General features: G+C 55.3%; 22 protein-coding genes. 13 read left to right on the top strand and 9 right to left on the bottom strand.

Going from position 1 to position 24,341, the window contains the following annotated elements; genetic code table 11:
• The first annotated feature begins 54 nt into the window (after positions 1-54).
• The 4 genes from JR346_RS01730 (at position 55) to JR346_RS01715 (ending at position 3,688) form a co-directional block, all read left to right on the top strand.
• Positions 55-975 (top strand): dihydrodipicolinate synthase family protein, encoded by a 921-nt coding sequence (locus JR346_RS01730; RefSeq protein ID WP_204878033.1) that lies wholly within the window; start codon positions 55-57, stop codon positions 973-975.
• Between the two features lie 96 nt (positions 976-1,071).
• Positions 1,072-2,004: an ROK family protein gene (locus JR346_RS01725; protein ID WP_205482674.1), complete on the top strand. Its 933-nt coding sequence runs from the start codon at positions 1,072-1,074 to the stop codon at positions 2,002-2,004.
• Positions 2,005-2,009: 5 nt separating this feature from the next.
• Positions 2,010-2,696, top strand: a complete 687-nt coding sequence (locus JR346_RS01720; protein WP_205482673.1) for an N-acetylmannosamine-6-phosphate 2-epimerase — start codon at positions 2,010-2,012, stop codon at positions 2,694-2,696.
• Between the two features lie 86 nt (positions 2,697-2,782).
• Positions 2,783-3,688: a DUF4862 family protein gene (locus JR346_RS01715; protein ID WP_240333977.1), complete on the top strand. Its 906-nt coding sequence runs from the start codon at positions 2,783-2,785 to the stop codon at positions 3,686-3,688.
• A 126-nt stretch (positions 3,689-3,814) separates the two neighbouring features.
• Here JR346_RS01715 and JR346_RS01710 read toward each other — a convergent pair whose 3' ends face one another.
• A complete protein-coding gene (locus JR346_RS01710) occupies positions 3,815-4,825 on the bottom strand; it encodes an alpha/beta hydrolase fold domain-containing protein (protein ID WP_205482672.1) in 1,011 nt (336 codons plus the stop codon).
• A gap of 5 nt (positions 4,826-4,830) precedes the next feature.
• Positions 4,831-5,628, bottom strand: coding sequence for a glucosamine-6-phosphate deaminase (gene nagB / locus JR346_RS01705; RefSeq protein ID WP_205482671.1), 798 nt, complete (start codon positions 5,626-5,628; stop codon positions 4,831-4,833).
• A 103-nt stretch (positions 5,629-5,731) separates the two neighbouring features.
• On the opposite strand from nagB, the gene JR346_RS01700 reads away from it, so the two are divergent.
• Complete coding sequence (locus JR346_RS01700) at positions 5,732-6,457, top strand: GntR family transcriptional regulator (protein ID WP_205482670.1); 726 nt, start codon at positions 5,732-5,734, stop codon at positions 6,455-6,457.
• 2 nt (positions 6,458-6,459) lie between these two features.
• Positions 6,460-7,566, top strand: coding sequence for an N-acetylglucosamine-6-phosphate deacetylase (gene nagA, locus JR346_RS01695; protein WP_204878040.1), 1,107 nt, complete (start codon positions 6,460-6,462; stop codon positions 7,564-7,566).
• 70 nt (positions 7,567-7,636) lie between these two features.
• On the opposite strand, the gene JR346_RS01690 is transcribed toward nagA, so the two are convergent.
• On the bottom strand, positions 7,637-9,361 hold the full coding sequence (locus JR346_RS01690; RefSeq protein WP_204878041.1) for a long-chain-fatty-acid--CoA ligase: 1,725 nt from the start codon (positions 9,359-9,361) through the stop codon (positions 7,637-7,639).
• Between the two features lie 117 nt (positions 9,362-9,478).
• Here JR346_RS01690 and JR346_RS01685 point away from each other — a divergent pair, with 117 nt between their 5' ends.
• The 6 genes from JR346_RS01685 to JR346_RS01660 all read left to right on the top strand — a co-directional run bounded on the left by JR346_RS01685 (position 9,479) and on the right by JR346_RS01660 (position 14,443).
• Complete coding sequence (locus JR346_RS01685; protein ID WP_205482669.1) at positions 9,479-9,625, top strand: hypothetical protein; 147 nt, start codon at positions 9,479-9,481, stop codon at positions 9,623-9,625.
• A 4-nt stretch (positions 9,626-9,629) separates the two neighbouring features.
• On the top strand, positions 9,630-10,292 hold the full coding sequence (locus JR346_RS10540; protein ID WP_205482668.1) for a sugar O-acetyltransferase: 663 nt from the start codon (positions 9,630-9,632) through the stop codon (positions 10,290-10,292).
• On the top strand, positions 10,282-11,085 hold the full coding sequence (locus JR346_RS01675) for a hypothetical protein (RefSeq protein WP_205482667.1): 804 nt from the start codon (positions 10,282-10,284) through the stop codon (positions 11,083-11,085). The genes JR346_RS10540 and JR346_RS01675 overlap by 11 nt, the downstream gene beginning before the upstream one ends.
• Before the next feature lie 239 nt (positions 11,086-11,324).
• Positions 11,325-12,038: a response regulator transcription factor gene (locus tag JR346_RS01670; protein ID WP_204878045.1), complete on the top strand. Its 714-nt coding sequence runs from the start codon at positions 11,325-11,327 to the stop codon at positions 12,036-12,038.
• Positions 12,039-12,086: 48 nt separating this feature from the next.
• On the top strand, positions 12,087-13,409 hold the full coding sequence (locus JR346_RS01665; RefSeq protein ID WP_205482666.1) for a sensor histidine kinase: 1,323 nt from the start codon (positions 12,087-12,089) through the stop codon (positions 13,407-13,409).
• Complete coding sequence (locus JR346_RS01660) at positions 13,409-14,443, top strand: hypothetical protein (protein WP_204878047.1); 1,035 nt, start codon at positions 13,409-13,411, stop codon at positions 14,441-14,443. Before JR346_RS01665 ends, JR346_RS01660 begins: the two co-directional genes overlap by 1 nt.
• 450 nt (positions 14,444-14,893) lie before the next feature.
• Here the strand turns inward: JR346_RS01660 and JR346_RS01655 are convergent, their stop codons facing one another.
• The 6 genes from JR346_RS01655 to JR346_RS01630 all read right to left on the bottom strand — a co-directional run bounded on the left by JR346_RS01655 (position 14,894) and on the right by JR346_RS01630 (position 22,529).
• Entirely contained in the window at positions 14,894-16,357 is a 1,464-nt protein-coding gene (locus tag JR346_RS01655) for a dihydrolipoamide acetyltransferase family protein (protein WP_205482665.1), read from the bottom strand.
• Between the two features lie 11 nt (positions 16,358-16,368).
• Positions 16,369-17,376 (bottom strand): alpha-ketoacid dehydrogenase subunit beta, encoded by a 1,008-nt coding sequence (locus JR346_RS01650; protein WP_370592590.1) that lies wholly within the window; start codon positions 17,374-17,376, stop codon positions 16,369-16,371.
• A 5-nt stretch (positions 17,377-17,381) separates the two neighbouring features.
• Positions 17,382-18,554 carry a thiamine pyrophosphate-dependent dehydrogenase E1 component subunit alpha gene (locus tag JR346_RS01645; protein WP_204878049.1) on the bottom strand — a complete coding sequence of 391 codons (1,173 nt, stop codon included), beginning with the start codon at positions 18,552-18,554 and terminating at the stop codon, positions 17,382-17,384.
• A gap of 189 nt (positions 18,555-18,743) precedes the next feature.
• Positions 18,744-19,871, bottom strand: a complete 1,128-nt coding sequence (locus JR346_RS01640) for a histidinol-phosphate transaminase (RefSeq protein ID WP_205482664.1) — start codon at positions 19,869-19,871, stop codon at positions 18,744-18,746.
• 35 nt (positions 19,872-19,906) lie between these two features.
• Complete coding sequence (locus tag JR346_RS01635) at positions 19,907-21,988, bottom strand: hypothetical protein (RefSeq protein WP_205482663.1); 2,082 nt, start codon at positions 21,986-21,988, stop codon at positions 19,907-19,909.
• A 13-nt stretch (positions 21,989-22,001) separates the two neighbouring features.
• Positions 22,002-22,529, bottom strand: a complete 528-nt coding sequence (locus JR346_RS01630; RefSeq protein WP_205482662.1) for a hypothetical protein — start codon at positions 22,527-22,529, stop codon at positions 22,002-22,004.
• A 241-nt stretch (positions 22,530-22,770) separates the two neighbouring features.
• Here JR346_RS01630 and purB point away from each other — a divergent pair, with 241 nt between their 5' ends.
• Positions 22,771-24,210: an adenylosuccinate lyase gene (gene purB, locus JR346_RS01625; RefSeq protein WP_204878053.1), complete on the top strand. Its 1,440-nt coding sequence runs from the start codon at positions 22,771-22,773 to the stop codon at positions 24,208-24,210.
• Positions 24,211-24,341: the final 131 nt, after the last annotated feature.

The following is a 24,341-nucleotide window of genomic DNA, read 5'->3' as shown; positions in this document are numbered from 1 at the left end:
GCCGCTTTCACCACACTTTTTATATCTTTGTAAAATAAAGGAGTTTTTTATACCATGGCAAATCCCAAGTTTTCGGGCGTTATTCCCCCGGTACTTACCCCCCGTACCGCTGATGGTCAGCTCGATGTTGAGTCACTGAAAAAATCAGTTGCGCACCTGATTGAAGGCGGCGTCAACGGTCTGTTCGTTCTCGGTTCTTCCGGTGAAGTTCCCTACCTGACCAACGCAGAGCGTGAAACTGCGCTCAAGACCGTGATTGAGGCTAACGAGGGTCGTGTGCCCGTCATCGTAGGTACCAACGATCAGACCACCGCGCGCGTCATTGATGAGGCAAAGCGCCTGCTGGCTATTGGCGGCGATGCTATCGTTATCACCAGCCAGTACTACGCGCTGGATAACCCCATCGAAGAAGAGCGTCACTTCCGCGAAGTAGCTGCAGCTGTTGATGTACCTGTCTTTGTCTACGACGTACCCGTTCGTACCAAGCAGAAGCTCAGCGTTCCCCTGCTGACCAAACTGGCTCGCGAGGGCGTTATTGTGGGTGTGAAGGATTCATCGGGCGATGATGTTTCATTCCGACTGCTGGCTCAGGCTACCCGCGACATCGAAGGCTTCTCGCTATTCACCGGTCACGAAGTTGTATGCGACGGCGCGATGCTCTCCGGCGCTCACGGTATTGTTCCGGGTCTCGGCAACGTCGACCCCGCAGGCTACAAGCGTCTGTACGACGCTGCTGTTGCGGGTGACTGGGACGCAGCGCGTAAAGAGCAGGACCGCCTGGCTGACCTGTTCAACATCGTCTTTGTAGAAACCCCCACTGTCTCAGGTGGCGCAGCGGGTCTCGGTGCTTTCAAAACCGCTCTTGAGATCATCGGTGTTCTCGAATCCAACACCATGTCAACCCCCATGGAGACCTTGGGCGACAGCGAACGCGAGCGTATTCGCGGCATCGTTGAGGCAGCAGGTCTACTCTAAATACCATCGGTTACATCATGTGTCGGTGAGTCTTGTTCGTTCTCTAACGGTCTAAGACTCACCGACACTGCCATTTTCAAGAGAAAAGGTTTTTCAATGACTCAACAATTTGCTGTGGGCATTGACTTGGGCGGCACTAAAACAGCTTTCGGCGTGGTGGACGCTAACGGTCAGGTATACGAGAGACACGAGATTCCTACCATCGCTGATATTGGTGGTGAAGAACTGGCTCGTAATACTGCCCGCGGTGCTCTGACTGTTATTGAGCAGGTAACAGCGCGCGGTGGCGAAGTGACCGGTATTGGCATCGGTTCTGCCGGTGTGATTGGCGCTAAGGGCGAAGTAATCACTGCCGCAAATGTTATTACAGACTGGAGCGGTGTACCACTGGCGCATATTATCAGCGAAGAGACCGGTTTACCCACCTACGCTGTCAATGACGTTCACGCCCACGCTCTGGGTGAATCGTGGGCTGGCGCAGCAGCTGAAGCACCTAGTAGCTTGCTCGTAGCCTTCGGCACCGGAGTTGGTGGAGGTTACATCAGCCAGGGTGAGCCGCTCAAAGGCGCCCACTTTCTCGCTGGCCATGTAGGGCACTTCTCTTCCCCGCTCGCGCTGGATATTCCCTGCCCCTGTGGCGGCACCGGTCACCTTGAAGCCGTAGCAGCCGGACCCGCCATTCACCGCCGCTACCTGGCAACCGGTGGCGACGCGTCCTCACCCGATACTAAAGACGTTGCCGCCCGCGCCCGAGCCGGTGAGCAAAAAGCAATTGACGCCATTGAGTTTGCCGCCCGCGCCGCAGGTATTGCCCTGGGAGACTTGGTGAATATCTTGAACCCGCACGTACTTGTACTCTCAGGCGGTGTGGTAAATCTGGGAGATTTGTGGCTGCCCATCGTTGAAAAAGAGTTCAGGGCAGCAGCTTTGGGGCAGGCAAAAGAAACTCCCCTCGTAGCTGCACAGCTTGGTTCCGATGCGCCGATTATTGGTGCAGCAACCCTTATTCCTAATTTTCTTGAGAGGTAAAACCCATGTTCACTCGCTCAGAACTCATTGAAAAACTAGCCGGGCAGCTCATTGTTTCGTGCCAGGCTTACCCCGGTGAACCGATGCGAGACCCCCGCACCACTGGTCAGGTAGCAGCATCAGCTGTTATGGGTGGTGCTGCCGCTGTTCGTGTGCAGGGTCTAGCCGATGTTCAGTTCACCCACACCGCTGTTGAGGTGCCCGTCATTGGTCTGTGGAAAGACGGTCACGACGGCATTTTCATCACCCCCACTCTCCACCACGCCCTGGCGGTAGCGAACGCAGGTGCTCACGTGGTCGCGCTCGACGGCACTACCCGCGAGCGTCCGGACGGGTTGAGCTTGGCTGAGGTTGTTGCCGGAGTGCATGAGAACTCCAACGCCCTGGTCATGGCTGACTGTGATTCGTTGGAAGCAGCTTTGGCAGCTGCCGAAGCGGGTGCTGATTTCATCGGTACCACGCTGGCTGGCTACACCGATACCCGCCCCAAGACCGACGGCCCGGACCTTGATTTGCTCTCTGCCATCGCGTCCGCCGAAATCGGTATTCCACTGATTGCTGAGGGACGTATTCATACCCCGGCACAGGCACGTCAGGCGCTGGAGGCTGGTGCCCACGCGGTAGTGGTTGGTACCGCTATCACCCACCCGATTTCTATTACCGGTTGGTTTAAGAACGCTCTGTCTAAGTAATGTTCACCCCGCCCGCAGCATGGATGTTGCGGGCGGTTTTTATTTTTCTTTGATGACCTATTGAGATAAAGAGAAAGGTGTATTCATTGTCGAATCTATCTGTTCCTGTAGTGGTGGGAGCTTACGCTGCCATGCCCACTGATGTTGCTGAGCAAGAAGAATTTTATGCGCAGCTTGCGCAGATTGCTGGGGCAACTGCCCTGGAGATTCCTTTTCATAAGACCGGTCTGAACGTTGAGACCGGCTGGCTGGCGCAACAGATGCGCGGGCGATTCACGCAGTCGATCATCACGCTGATTCCGGGCACTATGGCTCGGGTGGGTGAAACCGGTGTCTTTGGTTTGGCATCAACAGACGAGGGAGGACGCACCGCCGGGCTTGATTTTGTGCGTCAGGCTCGCGAAGTCGCTGAGGAGATTAATCAGGCGACCGGTGCGCAGTCGGTGAGCGCACTGCATATTCATTCGGCACCCTCGGTGAAGGCTGATAAGCAGGCTTTCGCCAAGTCTTTGGAAGAACTGCTAAGTGAAGATCCCTGGTCGACCCGTTTAGTGATTGAGCACTGCGACGCCTACTCCCCCGAGATTGCCGGCGAGAAGCGTTTCTTGTCGTTGGATGCTGAGATCGCTGCCGCGCAACAAGCCGGACTAGGTATCACTGTGAACTGGGGACGCTCAGCAGTGGAGGCTCAAGACGGTGAGCGTCCGAGCGAGCACCTGCGCGCACTCGTTGATACCGGTGTGCTTGAGGGGCTCATGTTCTCGGGTGCCGGGCACAAGGCAAATCAGTACGGTGGGGAATGGGCAGATGCCCACCTACCCCTGACTGCTGATGAGCCGACGTCTTTGATGGATGCCGCCGAAGTAGCTCGCTGCCTAGAGATTGTTGCGGACGCACCGCGCTACGTGGGTGCAAAAATTCAGGCGCCGAAAACCGCCAGCGTAGACCAGCGCATTGCGATGATTAGCAACATTACACAGCTGCTTAAGTAAGCAAGTAAACAGAGAGACCCCAGAAGGTAAGACATAGAACATCACGCTCCATGGAATCTTACCTTCTGGGGTCTTTTGACCGGTATTCGCCGGTGTTGCCCGGTGACCAGCAGCTTGAACTCAGTGCTAGAGCACCGCCGTCCGGAGCCCCTCAATCATCGACCTCCACAGTTTCGTGGAGGCTTCAGCCAGGGGCATCATGCCATCGGCCCCGTGGTACATACCTTCAATGATGCAGGTTTCTACCTCCACTTCGCTTGCGCGGAGGTTCTTCACATACGCCACGTCCTCGGGGTAGAAGAGATCCAGAGTACCGGTGCCCAGCCAAGTGGCAGGCAAGCCGGTGAGGTCAGTGCGACGTCCGGGTGCAGCATACTCGGGCAACTCAGCAGCACCTGCTGCCCCACCCAGATAAATGCCCCACGCACGCTCATTGGATTCAGGCGACCAAATAAAACGCGCCCGTCCCTCGTGATCCTGCTGGGTACCGGTGCGATCATCCAGCATGGGGTAAATCAGTGCCTGATAAGCAACAGGCACACCTTCATCGACAGCCCGCTGAACGACAGAGGCAGCAATACCTGCACCAGCGCTTGCACCAGCCAGCGCAATCTTCTGGGAATCAATACCGTAGTGCTCGCTGTGGTCTATCAACCAGCGCAGAGCCTGCACACCATCGTCAATATCAGCGGGGAAAGCGAACTCCCCGCCCAGACGGTACTCCACATTCAGCACTGGAACACCCAGCTCAAAAGCCAGGCGGGAACAGTACATCTGATCTGCCTCAGCAGAGCCCGCCAAATGCCCGCCACCGTGAAACCACACCACGGCACCGCGTCCGGAACGCTGCCTGGGCACGTTCAAGAATGAGACGAGTTCACCGGCACTCCCCTCTGCACCTGTTGTGACCTCGTGAACATCAAGCAGCCCATCGTAACGGGTCAACGGAAAATGTTTTTTCCAATTGTAGGTCTGCACGTACAGCGAAAGTTTATTGTGCTTGGGCAGGTAGAGAATGGGATGGCGCAAGGAGGGTGCAACTGCCTCTACATCGGCAGAACGCATCAAAGCGTACCGACCGAGATAGACCGCCGCACCACCAACCGCTAGAGCACTTATACCAGCGAGAGCTTTCATTGCCACTACGCTTTGAGAGTCTCGGGGCGCTGCCAGTTAGGCATGTTATCGCGCGCGTAGTTGTAGTACTCGGTGTTCTTCAGCTCTGATGCGGCTTCTTCATCAACCACGATGGTTGCGTTCGGGTGCAACTGCAAGATGGACGCGGGGCAGAAAGTACCGATGGGACCTTCTACCAGACCGGCAACTGCCTTCGCCTTGTTTTTGCCAATAGCGACCAGCAAAACCTTGCGTGCCTCCATGATGGTGCCGATACCCTGGGTCAGGCAGTGAACGGGCACCTTGGATTCATCACCGTCGAAAAAACGAGCGTTGTCTTTGACGGTCTTGGGAGCCAAAGTCTTGATGCGGGTGCGTGATACCAAAGATGAACCGGGTTCGTTGAAGCCGATGTGACCGTTGGAACCGATACCGAGCAGCTGAATATCAACACCGCCCGATTCCTTGATGTCTCGTTCGTAGTCTGCACATTCGGCGGCGATGTCTTCTGCCATGCCGTTGGGTACGCGCACGTTGTCGGGTGAGAGACCAACGCGCTCTACAACTTCGCGGCGGATTACGCTGTGGTAAGACTCAGGGTGGTCAAGGTCCATACCTACGTACTCGTCAAGGGCAAATGCTTTGATGTTGGTGAGATCCAAACCTTCGCTGGTGAGCTGGGCGAGGTGTTTGTAGGTGCTTTCGGGAGATGAGCCGGTGGCTACGCCCAGTACTGCATTGGGCTTCGCGCTGATTTCTTTAGCCATGAGTGAGGCTGCGTAGCGACCGACTTCGTTGTCTGAGGGCATGATGATAATTTCCATACTTCAACTATAAGTCACGACACACAAGAAATACGTACCAATTTTTACAAAAATCTATGATTTACTAAATTTAACGAAACCAATTACAGATCTATGCATACCAATGAATACTACTCAGAATCCTAAGCAGCCGCTGTATAAAGAACTCGCTGAATTGCTGCGTACCTCTTATATTTCTACGGCAGCAGAACACGCCCCACTGCCCACCGAGCGTTCCCTTCAAGAAAAATTCGGGGTAAGCCGTGATACGGTGCGCCGCGCCCTCAACTACCTGACCCTGCGCGGTGACATTTATACCCGTGCTGGCTCTGGCAGTTACGTTGCCGCGCGTCTCAACATCCACAAGACTCCCCGGCTGACGTCTTTCACCGAAGATATGTGCGAGCGCGGTCATGAGCCAGCTTCGGCAACTTTGGAATGTGGTTTGGTGGAGGCTCCGGACGCGGTGGCTCGGCATTTGCGTCTGCCGCCGGGGGCTCAGGTGTATAAGGTGGTGCGTTTGCGTACTGCTGATGGTCTGCCGATGGCGTATGAAACGGCTTATTTGTTGCGGGCTCCTTTTGCGCAGCAGGCTCCGCACACTACCGGTTCGTTGGATGAGCAGCTGACTCGCGCAGGGTATCGTATTGTTTCAGCGACCCAGCGTATTAGCGCTCACTCGTTGAGTGCTACTGAAGCTATGGTTTTGGAGCAGCCGTTGAGCGCTCCTGCGTTGGCTGTGCATCGGGTGGGTTTCACCGGTGAGGGTACACCGGTTGAAGCGACGACAACTCTGTACCGTGCAGACCGTTATGATTTTGAAGTCAAGGTTGAAAGAGAAGGCATATAGGCATGTCAGAGCAGCTTTATTCTAATGTAGTGATGCATTCTGCTGGGTCAGATGTTGCTCGGGGCTGGGTTCATCTGCGCGATGGGTCTGAGGTGGCCCGTGGTGAGGGTGATGTCCCACAGATAGCCGATGTTGCTACCCTTGACGGTTCTGATCTCACGTTGGCGCCGCGTTTTACTGATATTCATAATCACGGTGGTGGTGGCATTTCTTTTGAGGATGCTCCCGCTATCGGTGCTGCCCTCGATGTGCATGTTGCTGCCGGTACCGGTCAGCTGGTTGCGTCCTTGGTGACTAACCCGGTGCAGGATATCGCTGTAACGGTGGGTGCTCTGCGCGAGGTGATTGAGAGGCAGAAGAGTCATGAGCGTCAGCTGGTGGGTATTCATTTGGAGGGTCCTTACCTCTCTCCCGCGCACAAGGGCGCTCACAATCCTCATTTTTTGGTTTCTCCTACCCCTGCCCAGGCAGCCCAGCTGATTGAGGCGGGGGGAGGGTATCTCAAGCAAATCACCATTGCCCCTGAAACAGATAGCGATTTAGCGGCTATTCGGTATTTCGTGGAGCACGGGGTTGCTGTGGCAGTGGGGCACACCGACGCTGACTACGCCCTGGCGAAGGCTGCTTTCGAAGCTGGCGCGTCTATTCTCACACATACTTTCAACGCTATGCGCCCGCTCTTGCACCGCGAACCAGGACCGGTAGCTGCCGCTTTGGATTCTGAGCATGTAACCCTTGAACTGATTTGCGACGGCGTACACGTTCATGCACCGACCATGCGAGCGCTGTGGGCGATGGCACCCGGACGCGTTGCGCTGGTGACGGACGCGATGGCGGCTGCCGGTTGTCAGGACGGTCATTACATGCTGGGTTCGCTCGATGTTGATGTGGTTGATTCGGTGGCAAGGCTCTCTGAGGGTGGGGCGATTGCAGGCAGCACGCTAACTCTGGCGCGTGCGGTGGAAACCGCTGTTTCTGTGGGAATCTCCCTGCCTGAGGCGATTGAGGCAGCTGCTACTGTTCCTGCCCGCGCGTTGGGCTTTGACCAGCCCGCCGGCGGTAACCTTCTCGATCGGCAGGGAAAGTTGGTAGCAACTTTCGCGGACTAGAACACTTCAATGCCCCGTTATACAAAAGCCGGTAGTCCCGAACTTGAGGGGCTACCGGCTTTGTACGTTTTTACTTCTTGTCTTCGAGTTTCTGGCGCACCAGACGACGCTGGGTTTTGCCCAGCATGGTGCGGGGGAAGTCCTCGTCAAAGGCAATAAAGCGGCGCGGCACCTTGTAGCGGGTGACGCGCGATCGCATGTGCTCTTTGAGTTCCTCGGGGTCAAGGGCATAGCCCTCAGAGAGAATAATTGCCGCTACGACTTCTTCGCCGCCACCGGGGGCGGGTAGACCCACTACAGCCGCGTCCGACACAGAATCATGCTGCTTGAGGGCTGTCTCAACCTCGGTGGGTGAGACGTTGAAGCCACCGGTGATAATTACTTCTTTAATGCGATCTACAACGTAGAGGAATCCTGCATCGTCCATCGTCACAATATCGCCGGTACGCAACCAGCCATCAGCGGTGATGCTCTTACGGGTTTCTTCTTCGAGCTTCCAGTATCCTCTAAAAGCCTGCGGCCCCTTGACTAGCAGTTCACCGGCAACGCCCAGTGGCAAGTCTTCGAGAGTATCAGGGTCAACAATGCGCAGGTCAGTGGAGGGGAAGGGCAGACCGATAGATCCTGCACGGCGTTTTTTGCTTAGGGGATTACAGCTTACAATGGGGCTGCACTCGGTTAGACCGTAGCCTTCTACCAAGAAGCCACCGGTGTACGATTCCCACTCTTCCACTAGCTCGGGCGGCAGGTTCATCGCGCCTGAAACACCGTAGTTAATGCCGTTGAGCAAATCTGTCTTGTTTTCAGCTTTCGCTTGATCCAGGAGTTTACGGTACACGGGAGGTACTGCGGGCAAAATGGTGGGGGTGGTCTTTTTCAGTGCTTTAAGAATCAGGTTGATATCGACAGTGGGAAAGAGCACCAGACGCGCCTGAATCAGCACAGAAATAGTTAGACCCAGGGTCAGACCGTAGGCGTGAAAAAGCGGCAGCACCCCGTAAATCACATTATTGCCCTGAGGTTGAATCCAGGCTTCACCCATGCGAGCGTTCGACTCAAGGTTGCGGTGGGTGAGAATAACCCCCTTGGGTTTGCCGGTAGTGCCCGAGGTGTACTGCAAAATCGCAATATCGTGGGCGGTGGGACGGTGGTGATGCGGGTCGATCTGCTCATTTTTTAGCAACTGCTTCCAGCTGATAATCCCGCGAGCGTGGACGCTGCCCTCAAGTTTTTCGCGAGATTCGCGCAGGCGTTTGACGGGCAGTTTCAGGGCGGTGCGCATGAGGGTGGGCATTGCCTCAATGAGGTTCGCCGAGATGATGGTGGTGGGTCGAACATCGCCGGGAAGATCCAGCACGTTCTGTAGTGCTTTGTCCCAGACAATAGCTACCTTCGCGCCGTGGTCTTCAAACATGTGGCGTAGCTCTGCAGAGGTATAGAGGGGGTTGTGTTCAACAACGACGGCGCCCAAACGGAAGGCAGCGTAGAAAGCTACAACGTGTTGGGGACAGTTAGGCAAGATAATAGCGACGCGGTCACCGGCTTGAACACCGGCACGACGCAGTCCCTCTGCCACGCGACGAATATCGTCGCCGAGCTGACGGTAGGTGGTGGTTGCACCGAAAAAGTCGAGAGCCACAGCGTCAGGGGCGTCGCGCACTGCCTGTTCCATGAGGTGACTGAGGGATGTGTCGGAGAGGGGAACATCGCGGGTTACACCGGGGTTATAGCCCTGAATCCACGGACGCGATGCGAGGGGAAAATCTTGAGATGTATCGTTCTGCTGAGACTGCATGAGGTAAATTGTGCCATGTTTTACCGGCGGGGTCTTGCCGTGTCAGGTACTAAGGAGCGGTTAGTTTTCGGGGTCGGCGCAGTGTTATTTTGCGCCGCTCACTGCCATACTGGGGGTATGGCTCAGAAAAAACAGACCGGTATTACTGATCAGGAGTTCCGCGAACTTATGCGGGAAATCATTCGGCGGTTTATCTATGCGACGCTGATACTTGCTGTGTTCGGTGTGCTGGTCACCGTAGCAATGACGTGGTGGCAGGGGTAGCTCGATGATTGTTGATCCGCAGATGCCCTCCCCCGCTTTTCGCGATATGGTGGCGGGTAAACCCTACCGTCCCGATGACTACTGCTCGGCAATCACCTTGCGCGCCGAGAATCTGGTGCAGCAGTACACCCAGTACTACCGTGCCCGAGATGAGCAAGGCATGAGCACCACACTTGAAGAACTTTTGGGTTCAGTCGGTGAAGGCACCACTTTTCGCCCGCACATGGATTTTGACTACGGTATCAACACTTTTGTGGGATCCCACTGTTTCTTCAACTACGGTGCGGTCATTCTCGATGTAGCCCCCGTATACATTGGCGATTATTTTATGGCGGGACCGGGCGTTCAGATTCTTACACCCACGCATCCGCTCAACCCTGCTGATCGTCAAGCCTACTGGGAGGCAGGTTTGCCCATCACCATCGGCAACAACGTATGGGCTGGCGGTGGCGCTATTTTCTGCCCCGGTGTCGCCGTTGGCGATAACTGCGTCATTGGCGCAGGTAGTGTGGTCACCAAAGACATACCGGCGAACTCGGTAGCTGTGGGAAACCCCGCCCGCCTTATCAAGACCGTTACCGAGAGTGACCGCCCAGATTACCCCCACCCGTTCAGCGTCCACTCGCTGACCCTGGCAGAAACAGGAGCCAACAACGATGAGCGATAGCAAACGCCATGATGAAACCTACGTGTGGGACGACGTCTTTGACGATGATCGCACCGGCACCCTTGATACCGATGATGAGCCCACGCGCGTTCTGCACTATGAAGAACCTGCCACTCAGCCCATCAGTTCAACGGCCACACGCCCTATCACTGCCCCTCAACCGACAGTTGAAGCTACCGCCTCCTACCCGGTAGTTCACGAGGCAGAAGACTACGGTCAGAGGGAGGATGAAGCTGAACTCTTCACTGAACAGACCTCACCCGCCGCCAGAGCGCAACGCGGCATTAGGCTGTTCCCCGCCTTTTTAGGTTTTCTCACCGGTTGCGCCGCACTCTTGGGGTTGCGCTGGCTGTACGACATGTTACTGCACCTCACCGCCTCAACCCAGTACACCGGAGTAGCAGCCACCCTTGAACGCGGCTTAGCAGCCGATAATACTGATCAGGCAGTGTGGGTATGGTGGGGCGTCAGCCTTGCCTTGTGGGCGTTGAGTTTCAGCGTGGGCGGCTACACAGCGGCTCGACTCACCCGCTTCTCCCGTTTCAAGCAGGGGCTCGCAGTATGGCTCTGGCTGGTGCTGACCATCGCTCTTTCAACCCTTCTGAGTTTCGTTGCGGGTACGCACTTTGCGCGTCCGATGCCCTTTGCCGTGCAAAGATTAGCGGACTCCACCGCGTCCGTCAATGCGCTGGCGATACTAGCGCTTTCGGCATCAGCCCTCATTGGTTCTTTGCTGGGGGCAAGCGCGGGTCTGCGCTATCACAAAAACTTTGAACGGACGCGCGGATTTTAATAAAGTGAGGTAACTAACCAAAGTAACCCGCGGCTACCGTCCAAAGGCTGCCCCCAGCAGTATTCGCCCGGTCTAAAGCCACAAACGGTAGTATTAATCTATAGTGTGGCGAAGCAACACCCGATAGTGTACACAACGCTTGTACACGGTGTATCTCAATGGCACCGTAAACTAATAAGTAAGTAATGTGTACGTATTTTTCTGTCAATGGTTGAGTACGAAATTCATAGGGGGATGTTTTGAGTATTACCAAAGTTGCAATTGTTGATGACCATGAGGTTGTTCGCGAAGGTCTGCGGGCCGTTGCGGTGGGACGCGAAGATGTAGAGCTTGTAGCTGCTGCACCCACCGTCATTGATTTACTGATTGCTTTGGGTCGTAACCCCCGTGACCCTGCGAATGCTGACCTCGGCAAGATTAAGCGCGAGTGCGATGTTGTTCTCCTTGATCTTTCACTGCAAGATAATTCTCGCCCCGGCAACAACGTTGAGCTCTTGCAGCAGGCAGGCATCAAGGTGCTGATTTTCAGCATCGGGGAGAACCCTACCCTCATTCGCGAAGCACTGAAGCAAGGTGCCCTCGGTCTAGTTCGCAAGTCGGAGCCTCTCGACCACGCCCTGCAAGAAGCACGCAACATTGCAGATGGTAAAGCTGTGGTGACCAAAGAACTCGCTGCTGCTATCGACTCTGACCACGAGTTCTCTAAGGCCAGCCTCTCCCCGCGTGAGCAGGAGACCCTGCGCCTGTACGCATCGGGTTTCGCGCAGGTTCAGGTGGCACGCCGTATGGGCATTAAGCAGTCCGCTGTTAAGACCAATATCGACCGCATCCGTGAGAAGTACGCGCGCGTGGGGCGCCCCGCGCCGACCAAAATCGACCTTCGCATTCGAGCTATTGAAGACGGACTCGTTGATAGCATGGAAGACGTTAATTCAGCAGAACGCTACCTCTAAGACCCGCAGCCTCCGCGGAGGGCGCAACCACCTGCAAAGAGTAAATTATTGGCTACTAATACCGATGTCACCAAGGATCTTGCCCGCTCTCTGAGTCTGACGTCTACCCGAGACACCTTCACGCGCCCGCGCCCGGTGAGTTCGCAGGGTGGTAACGGGCAGAGCTTCGTGGGGTCCATTACTTTCGCCCTGTTCTGCCGTTTAGAGCTTTTTTATGCTGTGCTCGGCGTTGTTATTGTGGTGCAGATGGTGGCAGACCCTGGCACCTACAGTAGCTGGTACAACCTTATTGGTCTGCTGGTCGTCATCCATTCTTCGGCACTGACCTACTTCAGCTTGCGCAAAGAATATCTTCCTACGCTCATCTACCCGGCAGCGGCGATTGCTCTGCTGGGGCTTATAGTGTGGCCTCTAGCGCTAGAACCCGGTGATTCACCCTATTCGTGGATGTGGACTCTGCCCCTCTACGGTGTACTGACACCGCTCATTCTTTTATCGGCACGCGGTATTATTCTCAGCATCGTGTGCTTTACGGCTATTTTTGGTGCCTCGCTGGTAGGTGCGCACTCTGCCACTAATACCGAGATGCACACGAGTTTAGTGCTCATCTACATTGCCTACGTAGCCGGTTCGTGTACGTTACTCGCAGGTTTTGTGGGAACAGTAATTGATGCCGCCCACAACGCTGACACGCTCTACACCGAGACCCTAGGCGCCCACCTGCGCGTCTACCGTACCCGCGATATTTCTAAGCAGCTGCAGGAGTTCGACAAGCTCGTTCACGATAACGTAATGGCAACCCTGCTAGACGCCTCACGTCAGCAAGGCCTAGTTGCTGAGCGGACGCGCAAACTGGCTCAGCGTGCATTGTCGGTTCTCGATCAGGAAACCGCAAAAACCAGATTCGAGCTGCCCACCACTTTTCAGACGCTCACTGAACAAGTGGCAGAGGGCATCTCACCGTGGAACAATCGTCTGCGTTTCAACGATTCTCAGGCACCGCACAACTACCCTGCCGCTGACTCTGAGTCTGTCCTGCCAGCACCTGCGGCGCGTGCCTTCGTCCATGCCGTCACTGAAGCTGTCTCAAACAGCGCCCGTCACTCCGGTAGCCGTACCACCCAAATCAGTATTCGCACGGAATACCGCCGTCCCCTGCGTTCCAGCCGCTCAGCAGAATCCCGTTCGTTTATTATCTGTACTATCTCTGACCGAGGAACCGGTTTTTCACTCAAAGACATCGATATCAGGCGCATGGGCGTGCGCGTTTCAATGATGCACTCCATGCGAGAAGTCGGTGGTGAAGTCTACATTGATTCCTCCCCTGCTAAAGGCACCAAAGTAACCGTGCAGTGGCCGGGTGAGAAATAATGGCAATTCGATTTAGTTTTTTGCGTAACCAGTACCTGAACTACGCTATTTGTTTTTGCATTATCATGGTGGGACTTTCTATGTTGGTCTGGCAGATTGCCCACCCCACCTACACCAGCAACTCGATGGGTAAGATGCTCCTTGCGTTCATCACCTTCGCGGTAGCTCTCGGTCTGACCTTCTTAGAGCTTGATAAAACAAGACTGCCCGAGGTCTATTCGCCCATCATTACCCTGCTCTCCATGTACAGCGTACAGGGGCTACTTGAGGTACTGCCTCACTCTCTACCGCGCGGCACGGTCTTGCTGGTTATTCTGCCCTTTCAGCTCATCAGCATTATTCTGATCCTGCGTCAGCGATCATTTGTAGGGTGGATTGTTTTTCTTTTCATGCTGCTGCTGGTTGCCCAGTGGTACCAGTCTTTTGAACGAACCCTTGCCGAGTTTCTTTCCATCTTTTTGGTGCCTGCCCTACTGCTCGCGGTTGCTCAAGGCATGAATTCCTTAGCCGCTGCCGCTACCCAGCAGACAGAGCAATCCACCAGCTTGTTGCGCTCAGCTGAGCACAATCACGCTGAAGAAGAAGGTCTGGGTAACGTTGCCTCCCAGCGTGTAGCTGAGGTTCGTACGCTCACCGAGAGTATGCTCAGTCGCATTGCTTTCGACCCCTCACCTATCAGCCTCGAAGAAGCAGAACAGTTCAAACTCGCTGAGGCCCAGTTGCGCGACACCATTCGCGGTAGGCACATCGCCAACCGCGCAATTCTGGATGCAACGTGGGCAGCCCGCCAGCGCGGTATCCGCGTCGATATTCTCGACGAACTCGGAGAAACCATGCCTCGGCGCATCTCCGATTCGCTCACCACGAGCGTCCTTGAAGTCCTCAAAAACACGGACGGCGGTACCGTCACCATTCGAGCTTTCCCTGCCGATGACGCGATTGCCGCTATGGTGGTCTACGACGGTGGTGACGATGAAGACAACGCCATCGCCTACGAAATTGACCGCGAAACCGGCGCTGTTGAAATTTTCTAGGGATCTGTCAGCATAAGTGTGTCTAATGGGCACAACACGTACCCTTAGCAGTATCTGGCACAATAGATATATTCAGAAAAAACACGAGTCGGGGGACTCTTTGTGTTGTTCTAGCGACGTTGGGGGACTGAGCTAGAACCCAATTTTCTGAGTAAAGATAATCGCCACCTCTTCATCAGCAGCTGTTACCCTAATGGCAGCCCACGCAACGGCTAAGAAAAACTTGGGGAAGTTTCCCTTAGCCGGTTGAGGTAGCACATCTTCTTTTTGAGGGCTCTCACCAGTGGTGAGGGCCCTCATTTAGTGCCCAGAAGTTTTTCATACGCACCGCATCGAGTGCGTTTTTCAGCGGCGGTCTACGGTAGGAGATGCACGGCGGGCGGAGGCACGTTATTACGTCTGCCTGTTATCACCAGCACCTTGTAACCGGGGGTTAGGCAGTGTGGGAGCCTACATATCCAGAAGCAGTGCAGGTTCTTCGAGAATTGCTGCAACGTCTGCCATGAAGCGCGCTGAGAGATCCCCATCAACAGCACGGTGGTCAAAGGAACCACCGAGGGTGGTAACCCAGCGGGGAATAACCTCACCATCTACTACCCATGGCTTTTGCTTGATGGTGCCGAAGGCGAGAATACCAACCTCACCCGGGTTCAAAATCGGTGTACCCGTATCAATGCCAAGCACGCCGATGTTGGTGATTGTGAAGGTTCCCCCCGACATGTCCGCAGGTTGGGTTTTGCCCTCGCGAGCAGTCACTGTCAGATCGTTTAGAGCCACCGCTAACTCGCGCAAGGAGAGGTTTTGGGCGTCCTTAATGTTGGGCACCAGCAAACCGCGCGGTGTTGCCGCAGCGATACCTAAGTTCATGAAATGTTTGACCAGAATCTCAGAGTCAGTCCAGGTAGCATTCACCTGCGGGGTGCGAGCCGCCGCGTATATAACAGCCTTGGCAAGAATTAAGAGCGGGGTCACCTTCACGCCCTGGTACTTGGGCGAGGCTTTGAGTCGCTTGACGAACTCCATCGTGCGGGTAGCATCGACATCGACAAAGATAGAAATGTGCGGAGCAGTGAATGCTGACTGCGACATAGCGCGGGCTGTTGCCTTGCGAACACCGCGTACCTTAATGCGCTCGATGCGGTCATCGCCCACGGTTTGAGCCGACCAGAAATCGCCATTGCTTGCTGTCGATGTATCTTCGGCAATGTGCGCCACATAGTTGAGCAGATCCTGCTTGGTCACCTGACCGTTATTACCTGTGGGTGTCACATGCGCTAAATCTACGCCCAAGTCTTGGGCTGCCTTACGCACCGGCGGTTTCGCCAAGGTCTGGCGGCGAGGTACAGGCTGGGTAGTTTTTTCTGGTGCCGGTGCAGACTGGACTGAGGGGCGACGCAGCAGTGCTTCTTTGCCGTCCTCCACCAGTTTGCTGGCGCGTCCTTGCAGATCTTGCCAGCTACTAATACCGGCTAACAGACCGCGTTTTTCTTCTGCCCCTGCCGGCTTTTTCTCAGCTACCGGCTGGGGTGCGCCATCGTACTCAGGGCGCGCTTGCTCAGCAGGCACCTGACGTTTGCGTGTACGACGCTTGACGGGGTCAGCTTTCGGTCCTGATCCGACCAGCGCTTCTACGCCGGATTCTGCCGGAGTTGCCACCGGTACACCGCGGTCTGTCGCGCTATCGGCAATAGAAATAATGGGGGCACCCACCGCCACCGTACTACCTTCGGTTGCCATGAGAGCCTCGACAACCCCGGCATAGGGCGAGGGGAGTTCAACCACTGACTTAGCAGTTTCGATCTCTACCAATACATCATTAACCGCAACGGCGTCGCCCTCAGCGACCTTCCACGACAGAATGTCAGCTTCGGTTAGACCTTCGCCCACATCGGGCAATGTGAAAATTTGTGACATGATGCCTTGCCTTAGTAGGTGAACGAACGTTCAATGGCTTCAAGAATACGGTCGATGCCCGGCACGTATTCTTCTTCAACACGGGCTGAAGGGTAGGGCATATGGAACCCTCCCACACGCAACACGGGAGATTCCAGCGAGTAGAAGCACCGCTCGGTGATGCGCGCTGATAGCTCACCGCCAATGCCGCCGAAGGTCGGTGCCTCGTGGGTAATAACCAAGCGTCCGGTCTTGTTCACTGATGCTGCCACGGTTTCAACATCCAGCGGGGAGATACTGCGCAGGTCAATCACTTCAACGCTACGACCGTCTTCAGCAGCGGCTTCAGCGGCAGCCAAAGCAACAGGCACTAGAGGGCCATAGGTTGCAATGGTCATATCCGTTCCCGCCCTGCGTACCTCAGCAGTGAAGGGGTCAAAGGTGGTATCTGCAAAATTCACCTCGCCCTTTTGCCAGTAACGACGCTTGGGTTCAAAATACAGCACCGGGTCTGGGCAGGTGATTGCCTTACGCAGCATCCAGTAAGCATCGTGAGGTGAGGAGGGGGTAATCACGCGCAATCCCGGCGTATGGGCAAACAGCGCCTCGGGGGATTCCGAGTGGTGCTCAATTGAACCAATAGCGCCGCCGAAAGGAACGCGGATGGTCACCGGAACCTCGTAGTTCTTGCCGGTGCGTCCGTGCATCTTCGAGAGTTGCGAGGTGATCTGGTTGAAAGCAGGAAAGATAAAGCCATCAAACTGAATCTCAGCAACCGGGCGGTAGCCGCGCAGGGCAAGACCTAGCGAGGTACCCACAATTCCTGCCTCGCCCAGCGGGGAATCCATAACACGCTGGGTGCCGAACTGGGTGCTGAGCCCCTCGGTTACGCGGAAAACACCACCCAAAGCGCCCACGTCCTCACCCATCACAACCACCTTACGGTTGCTACTCATCTCATCGACCAGGGCGCGGTTAATAGCTTTAGCCATCGAGAGGGTCTCTACCGCAGGTTCTTGGTTCATTTCTTCGGTCATCATGTGGGTTAGTCCTCAAAACCGTCTTGGTAGGTGCGGTACCACTGGGCTTCTTCTTGCACCTGGCTGTGCGACTGTGCGTAGACGCGGTCGAAGAAGTCTTCAAAACTGGGGCTCTGCAAACTCAGAGCGGCTTCGCGCACCGAGCTGCCGTACTCTTTTATTTCGTGAGCGAGCGCTTCAAAGAACTCATCGGTAGTGCCCAGGGCTCGCAGGTACTTTTCAAGGCGGACGAGGGGTTCAACGGTAGTGCGTTCGGTGAGCTCGGCATCGGTACGGTATTTAGTGGGATCATCGGCGGTGGTGTGGGCACCAAGTCGATAGGTTTCAGCTTCAATCAGCACAGGGCCTTCCCCCGCACGGATTTTCTCCAGTGCATAGCGGGTGGCTGCAATAACGGCAAGAATATCGTTGCCGTCTACGCGGATTCCCTCGAAGCCGTAACCCGCTGCGCGAGTGGCGATAGGTACACGCGATTGAGTTTCGAAGGGAACTGAGATTGCCCAGCGGTTATTCTGCACGAAGAAAAGAACCGGGGCGTTGTACGAAGCAGCGAAAACCATCGACTCGTGAATCTCACCCTCGGTGGAAGAGCCATCACCAAAGTAGGTGATAACAGCAGGCTTCTCCCCCGCTACCGGCTCGGTAGCTTGCCCCTGCCCGGTCTGCAATTCACCGGTTTCTTCAGCGATGGTTGCATCGAAGTTCAGACCCATCGCGTAACCGGTAGCGTGAAGCACCTGGGCTGCGAGCACCAGGGTGTAAGGGTGGAAGTTATGCTTCTTGGGATCCCACCCGCAAGTATCAATACCACGAAACAGCGCCAGCAGCTGACCGGGTTTAATCCCGCGGCCCAAAGCAATACCGTGTTCACGGTAAGAGGGGAAAATGTAGTCGCTTTCAGCAGTTGCGAAAGTCGAACCCAGCTGCGCTGCCTCTTGTCCCCGACTCGAAACCCACAGCAGTAACTGACCCTGACGCTGCAAGGCAGTAGCCTCTTCATCAAAACGGCGGGTCAGCGCCATCGAACGGTACAGCCCCTCCAAAGTTTCTCGATCTATATCAGCAACATAGCCGCTGAAAACCTCATGCTCCTGAACCTGCGCCTCGGGCGTCAAAAGTTGAATCAGCGGCGGAATACCCCAGGGGTTTGCGTCCTGATGAGCGTGTGTTATTGGCATATAACCCTCCATATTTTACAGCTCGGTGGGGTGTGTCTTACGCGCATCCCATCAAGACCTTTCTTAAAAAAAATTAGACCATTTTTTCAAAAATAGCGATTTGTAAAGCACCACGTAGCGCAATACACAGCAGATACTCAGGACGCGCCCCCACTACGAGCAAGATAGCGATCGCAACTCGCCGGGACTTTAGCCCCGCTCAGCCGACAAAAACTCAGCGGCTACTTGCAGCAAGCGCGTATTAGCAGCGTCCTCCCCAATGCTCACCCGCACCCCCTCAGTACCAAAAACTCGCACGCTCAAAGCCTGCGCCTCAGCAGCGGCAGCAAACGCGGAAGTGCGCTCACCCAGGGGTAACCACACAAAATTAGCGAATGTCTCAGCAACGGTGTACCCCATCTCACGCAGGGCAGTGACCACGCGCGTCCGCTCAACCACCAGGTGCGCTACCCGCTCCATTACCTGATCTTTGTGCTCGATGGAAGCCACCGCAGCTGACTCTGCCAGTGTTGAGACAGCAAAAGGAGTTGCCCCCACCCGCAGATGCTGGGTGATCTCGGGGTGAGAAACCGAATACCCCACCCGTAAACCTGCCAGCCCCTGAGCTTTAGAGAAGGTTCGCAGTACCACCACGTTCGGGTAGTCACGGTAGACGTCCAGACCATTGACCGGGCCTTCAACGCCCTCATCGAGCGGGGTCGCCTGACAGAACTCAAAATACGCTTCGTCCACGACCACCACAATATTGCCGGGCACTTTTTCTAAAAATCCGCGCAACTGTGACTCGGTCACCGCCGGACCGGTGGGGTTATTAGGGGTACAGACCAAAATGATGCGGGTTTTTTCAGTGATAGCTGCCGCCATCGCATCCAGATCATGTGCGCCCTCTGCAGTATTGGGCACCTGCACGCTACGAGCCCCGGCAAGACCCACCACGATGGGGTACGCCTCAAAGGAACGCCACGCATAAATGACTTCGTCCTGGCTACCGTCCTCGTTACTGCCCGCGAAAGTCGTGAGAATCTGCTGTAAAGCACCCAGGCTACCGGCACCGGTCACAATATCGTCAGCATCAACCGCAAGCTCATCAGCGAGCGCCTGACGCAGACAGGTAGAGAGTGGATCGGGGTAGCGGTGGGTCTGGTCAAAATCTGCCAGTACCTCTCGCACAGCGGGCACGGCTCCCCACGGGTTCTCATTAGAAGACAGCTTGAATCGTTCTAACCCCTCTACCTCAGCCGGTGGTTTGCCGGCTGCGTACTTGGGCAGGGAGGAAAAAACGGGGCGAGGGGCGGGGCGCATGTTGTTCTCAGTCATACTTTTGATTATAGGTTTGTGAGCAGTGTAATCATTCACTGTGCGCCTATTACAGCCGGTTCGCGGCGCCCCTCGTGCAACTCACTGTCTGCAAACTGGTGCTGGTGTAGGGGCTCAAAGTGGTGTGCCCAGTGCCCTTGTTCAGCTACTGCACCCGTCGCTGGTGCGGACGCGCCAACCGGCTCAGGCACGGCTATCTGCCCCCGTGCGTCTAGGTTGAACTCTCTCACCCAGTCAGCGGGAACGCGATCAGGGGGCTGGTTATTGACGATGTCCGCGGCGATGCGCGGAACATGATATTTCACGGTTTCTTGCACGGTATCAGGCTCTAAGTGGCGCAAGGTCTCAGGGTCTGCACCGTCTAGGGCTTTGCTAGTGCCCGTTGCTAAGTTGTAGTAGGTTTCGGCGGTTTCCAGAATGTCACGTGAGTTCTGGAGTTTTTTCTTAGTGTTCGCCTTGTCCTCAGCCTTTTCAGCCGAGGTGTGCCACTGGCGCTTCTGGTTTTCATCAACAATCCATTCTTGCTGCTCACTCGCCGCATCAAGCCCCTTTGACTGGGCAACCTCCATGCTTGTTTGGTACATCATGGGTGCAGTTTGAGACACGGTGCGGGCGGCTAGTCGCAGAGGGGTAGTGCTCTGAGGCATCCTTGAACCCGAAGTCATGGTTGTCGATGAAACAGCCACGGGAGCGCCCACAAAGGCTACATCAGCACTGTAATTCTCTGTCAGCAGTGAGCTTTCAGGGTTTTTGAGGGCGTGGACGTAGCCATCGAGATAATGCCCGTGAAAAGGATTGATCGACCAAGGATTCTCGGTAGTGTTCGCGTAGTAAATACGGTCATCACCATCATCAGTGTGCTCGGCTGTATTAGCCTGAAACACCGGCACAATATCGTCGATACCGCGCACCTCAGTGTACTGCACCCCCGGTACCTTGGGCTTCTCACCGTTGGGGGCGCCGAAGCTCACCACCTGTTTCATGTTGTACTTACTGCGTAGATAAGGGTTGGCGGCACTGTTGAAAGAAGCCATGCCGCCCTGGCTGTGCCCCACCATCATCAGCGGGATGCTGGAATCTACCCCCGCGTCCGTCAGTGCTTGATCAATGAGCTGGGTAATAGCTGTGGAGTCTTCGTAGGTGGTGCCGTAATCCATCTGCGTCATCTCTAAGGCACCCTCGTACCCGAGAATATCGCCCTTGCCCAGCTCGGCGATATCAGTGCCGGGTATGTACACTACCGCCGAGATATTGCCGTTTTCATCTACCACTTTCTGCACGGCGATTCTGCCATAGCCCACCAGCGTACCGGCGTCCTGGGTCACTGTATCGAGATTTTCAGCTTCATCACCTACAGCTTTCAAGTTCCTCACAAGAACACCTATATCGTTCACATCATTGGAGAGTTTTCGCCCGGAACCGCTGGCAAAGACCTGCGTGCTGTGATGGTTTAAAGGCATAAACACCCCACCGGCTGCAAAGATTCGGTAGAACATGTCATCAATCTCGTCTACCAAATAGCCCATCGCGGTCAACCGATCAAAGAGATTACGCAGGGCAAAGGCTCTACCGCCATAGACAATATCTAAGAATGTTGAGGCGCCAAAGAGCGTGATCGAGGTCAGATAGCCGATAGAGCTAAATGCCACCGCGTAAGGGGTTTTGCTCGTAGCGGCAATATTTGAGAGATCCCACAGTGCCTTAGCCTTCAAGAACATGAATTGACCAGCATGCTGTTTGAAGTATTCGGCACTCAACCCCACAGAAATATCGGCGGCAACACGAACATCCTGACGGTTGAAATCATGCCCCAGCACCCCGTTGAAGATTGTCAGCGCCGCATTCTCAGCCGCTTCATAATTCTCCTGAACCCGAGCTAAAGAACGAGCCCTCATGTGAATCAACAGATTCTCAGCGGCAATGCCAGCGGCGCATGATCCTACGAGTTTCAGTGCCTGAGCGCCAGCACCCGATGAATCCAGACCAGCTAGAAGCGCAAGCCTGATCGATACGTCGGTGAGCGAAGCGGCAATATTGCCATATTCATCAGCTGAACGCGACATTTTGGCGCTCGATTCAGCAAGTTTTTCAGTATCAACAGCGATTCTTGTGAACACCAGATGGCTCCTTCTAACGGATAAGCTGCTGAGCAGCGTCAATCAGCGGGTTATTCAGTAAAAGGTAAAGGGCTGACTCGGCAGCGCCCACCGTGGCATCGGCAAACACCTCCAGTACGTCTTCAACGGAGTCGTGAGACGCTGCGGCACTGATGGCGGCATCCACGCCAGCACCTGCTTGCCTGATATCTATTGCCAGGGCTTCTAGCTGATGGGCAATAACGTCACCGGCTGCCATAATGTGTTCTGCTGCCGTCTCAAGAGTGCCACGCGCGTCCTGGTTGCGCTGCAAATGCCCCCGAACCAGATCGTTGTAAAGGTCGCTGGTGCGTGATTCCCAGCTAATATTCTGGCTGGTAGCAATGCGGTGCGCGCTGGTGTACAGGGCTTCTTGCTGGGCTACGGTTTCTGCGCTTAGCGTGGTGGCGTACTCGCGCACCATCTGCGCTAAAGAGCTCACGTGCTGGACCACCGGCGCTGTAGCTGCCGAGCCCACACCGCGAGCAGTCGTCGCTACCAGTGCGTCCTGAAAGAGTGTCATGAGGTGGCTCTTTTCTTTCATTTATGATCTCTTGTGTTCCTCGGTGATACTTGGCGGGCGCAGCAGTTCACCGGTGGTACCTTTACGGTAAGAAATTGCGCGCATCCTGCCAAGGGTGAAGCCTCAATCTGTGGATAAGTAGGGGGCAACAAAAGTTATCCACAGGATTTTTGTACCAAGTTTGCGCTATCCACAGGTGGCAGGTTCAAGGATGCGGCCTGCTTCATGCCAAAATAGGAGTATGTCTGAAAACAGCACCTTCTTACCCTCTGGCCGCCACTCACTTGCCGATGCGAACATCGCACTGGGCGCTCTCGATGGTCGTTACAAATCTGCCACCGCACCCCTGACTGACTACCTGTCTGAGGCCGCCCTTAACCGCGACCGCATTCACGTTGAAGTCGAATGGTTTATTTACCTGTGCAACCACCAGGTTCTGCCCGGTCTTGAACCACTGACCAGCGAACAGGAGGCTGGTTTGCGTGCTATTGTGACCGATTTCAAGGCTGATTCCGTCAAGGAACTGGCTGAGATTGAAGCCGTGACCGTTCACGATGTGAAGGCGGTTGAGTACTATATCGGCAACCGTCTTGAAGGTTTGAACCTAGCGCATCTGAAGCCGCTGGTTCACTTCGGTTGCACCTCAGAAGACATCAACAACCTCTCCTACGCCTTGGGTGTCAAGGACGCGGTGACTCAGGTGTGGTTACCCGCGGCTCGTTCGCTGGTTAATCAGATCATGAAGCTCGCTGAAGAAGCACGCGACGTACCCATGCTTTCTCGTACCCACGGCCAGCCTGCAACCCCCTCAACCCTGGGTAAGGAACTGGCTGTTTTCGCCTACCGTTTGAACCGTCAGATTCGCAACGTTGAGCGCACCGAGTACCTGGGTAAGATCAACGGCGCAACCGGCACCTACTCAGCGCACGTTGTGGCTGTACCCGGTGCCGACTGGCAGAAAGTGTCGGAGGAGTTCGTAACCGGTCTGGGCTTAGATTGGAACCCGCTGACCACTCAGATTGAGAACCACGACTGGCAGGCTGAACTCTACTCATCCATTGCTCACTTCAACTCGGTATTGCACAACCTGTGCACCGATGTGTGGAGCTACATTTCCATTGGTTTCTTCCGTCAGATTCCCGTGGCCGGTGCAACCGGTTCTTCAACCATGCCGCACAAGGTGAACCCCATCCGTTTTGAAAATGCTGAGGCTAACCTTGAAATTTCTAACTCACTGTTGAACACCTTGGGTGCAACCCTGGTGCAGTCCCGCTGGCAGCGCGATTTGACTGACTCCTCGTCACAGCGCAACATTGGTGTGGCTTTCGGTCACTCGGTACTTGCTATCTCCAATGTAGTCAAGGGCTTGGAACGCCTTGATATTGCTACCGACGTTATCTCTGATGACTTGGATGCCAACTGGGAGGTTCTGGCTGAGGCTATTCAGATGGTGATGCGTGCTGAGGCTATTGCCGGTGTTGAGGGCATGGAAAACCCCTACGAGCGTTTGAAAGAACTTACCCGCGGTCACCGCGTTGACGCGGCACGACTCAAAAAATTCGTTGGCGAGCTTGGTCTTTCTCAAGACGCCGAGAAGCGACTGAGCGAGCTGACCCCGCATACCTACACCGGTATTGCAGCGCAGCTACTGGAATACGCTACCGAGCGTTACGCCCAGTAGGTTCTGCTCTCACAGCACCAGTTGCCGTGTAAATTTTCAGTATAGAGCCGCCGGTACTCCCCCATTTGTGGGTGGGAGAGTGCCGGCGGTTTTTAGTGGGGTGTACATGTGCTCTTGCTGAGGGGCTAATC

It is taken from the genome of Rothia sp. ZJ932 (assembly GCF_016924835.1).
In the GTDB taxonomy this organism is placed as follows: Bacteria; Actinomycetota; Actinomycetes; order Actinomycetales; family Micrococcaceae; genus Rothia.
This window is presented reverse-complemented; position numbering and strand designations above follow the sequence as displayed.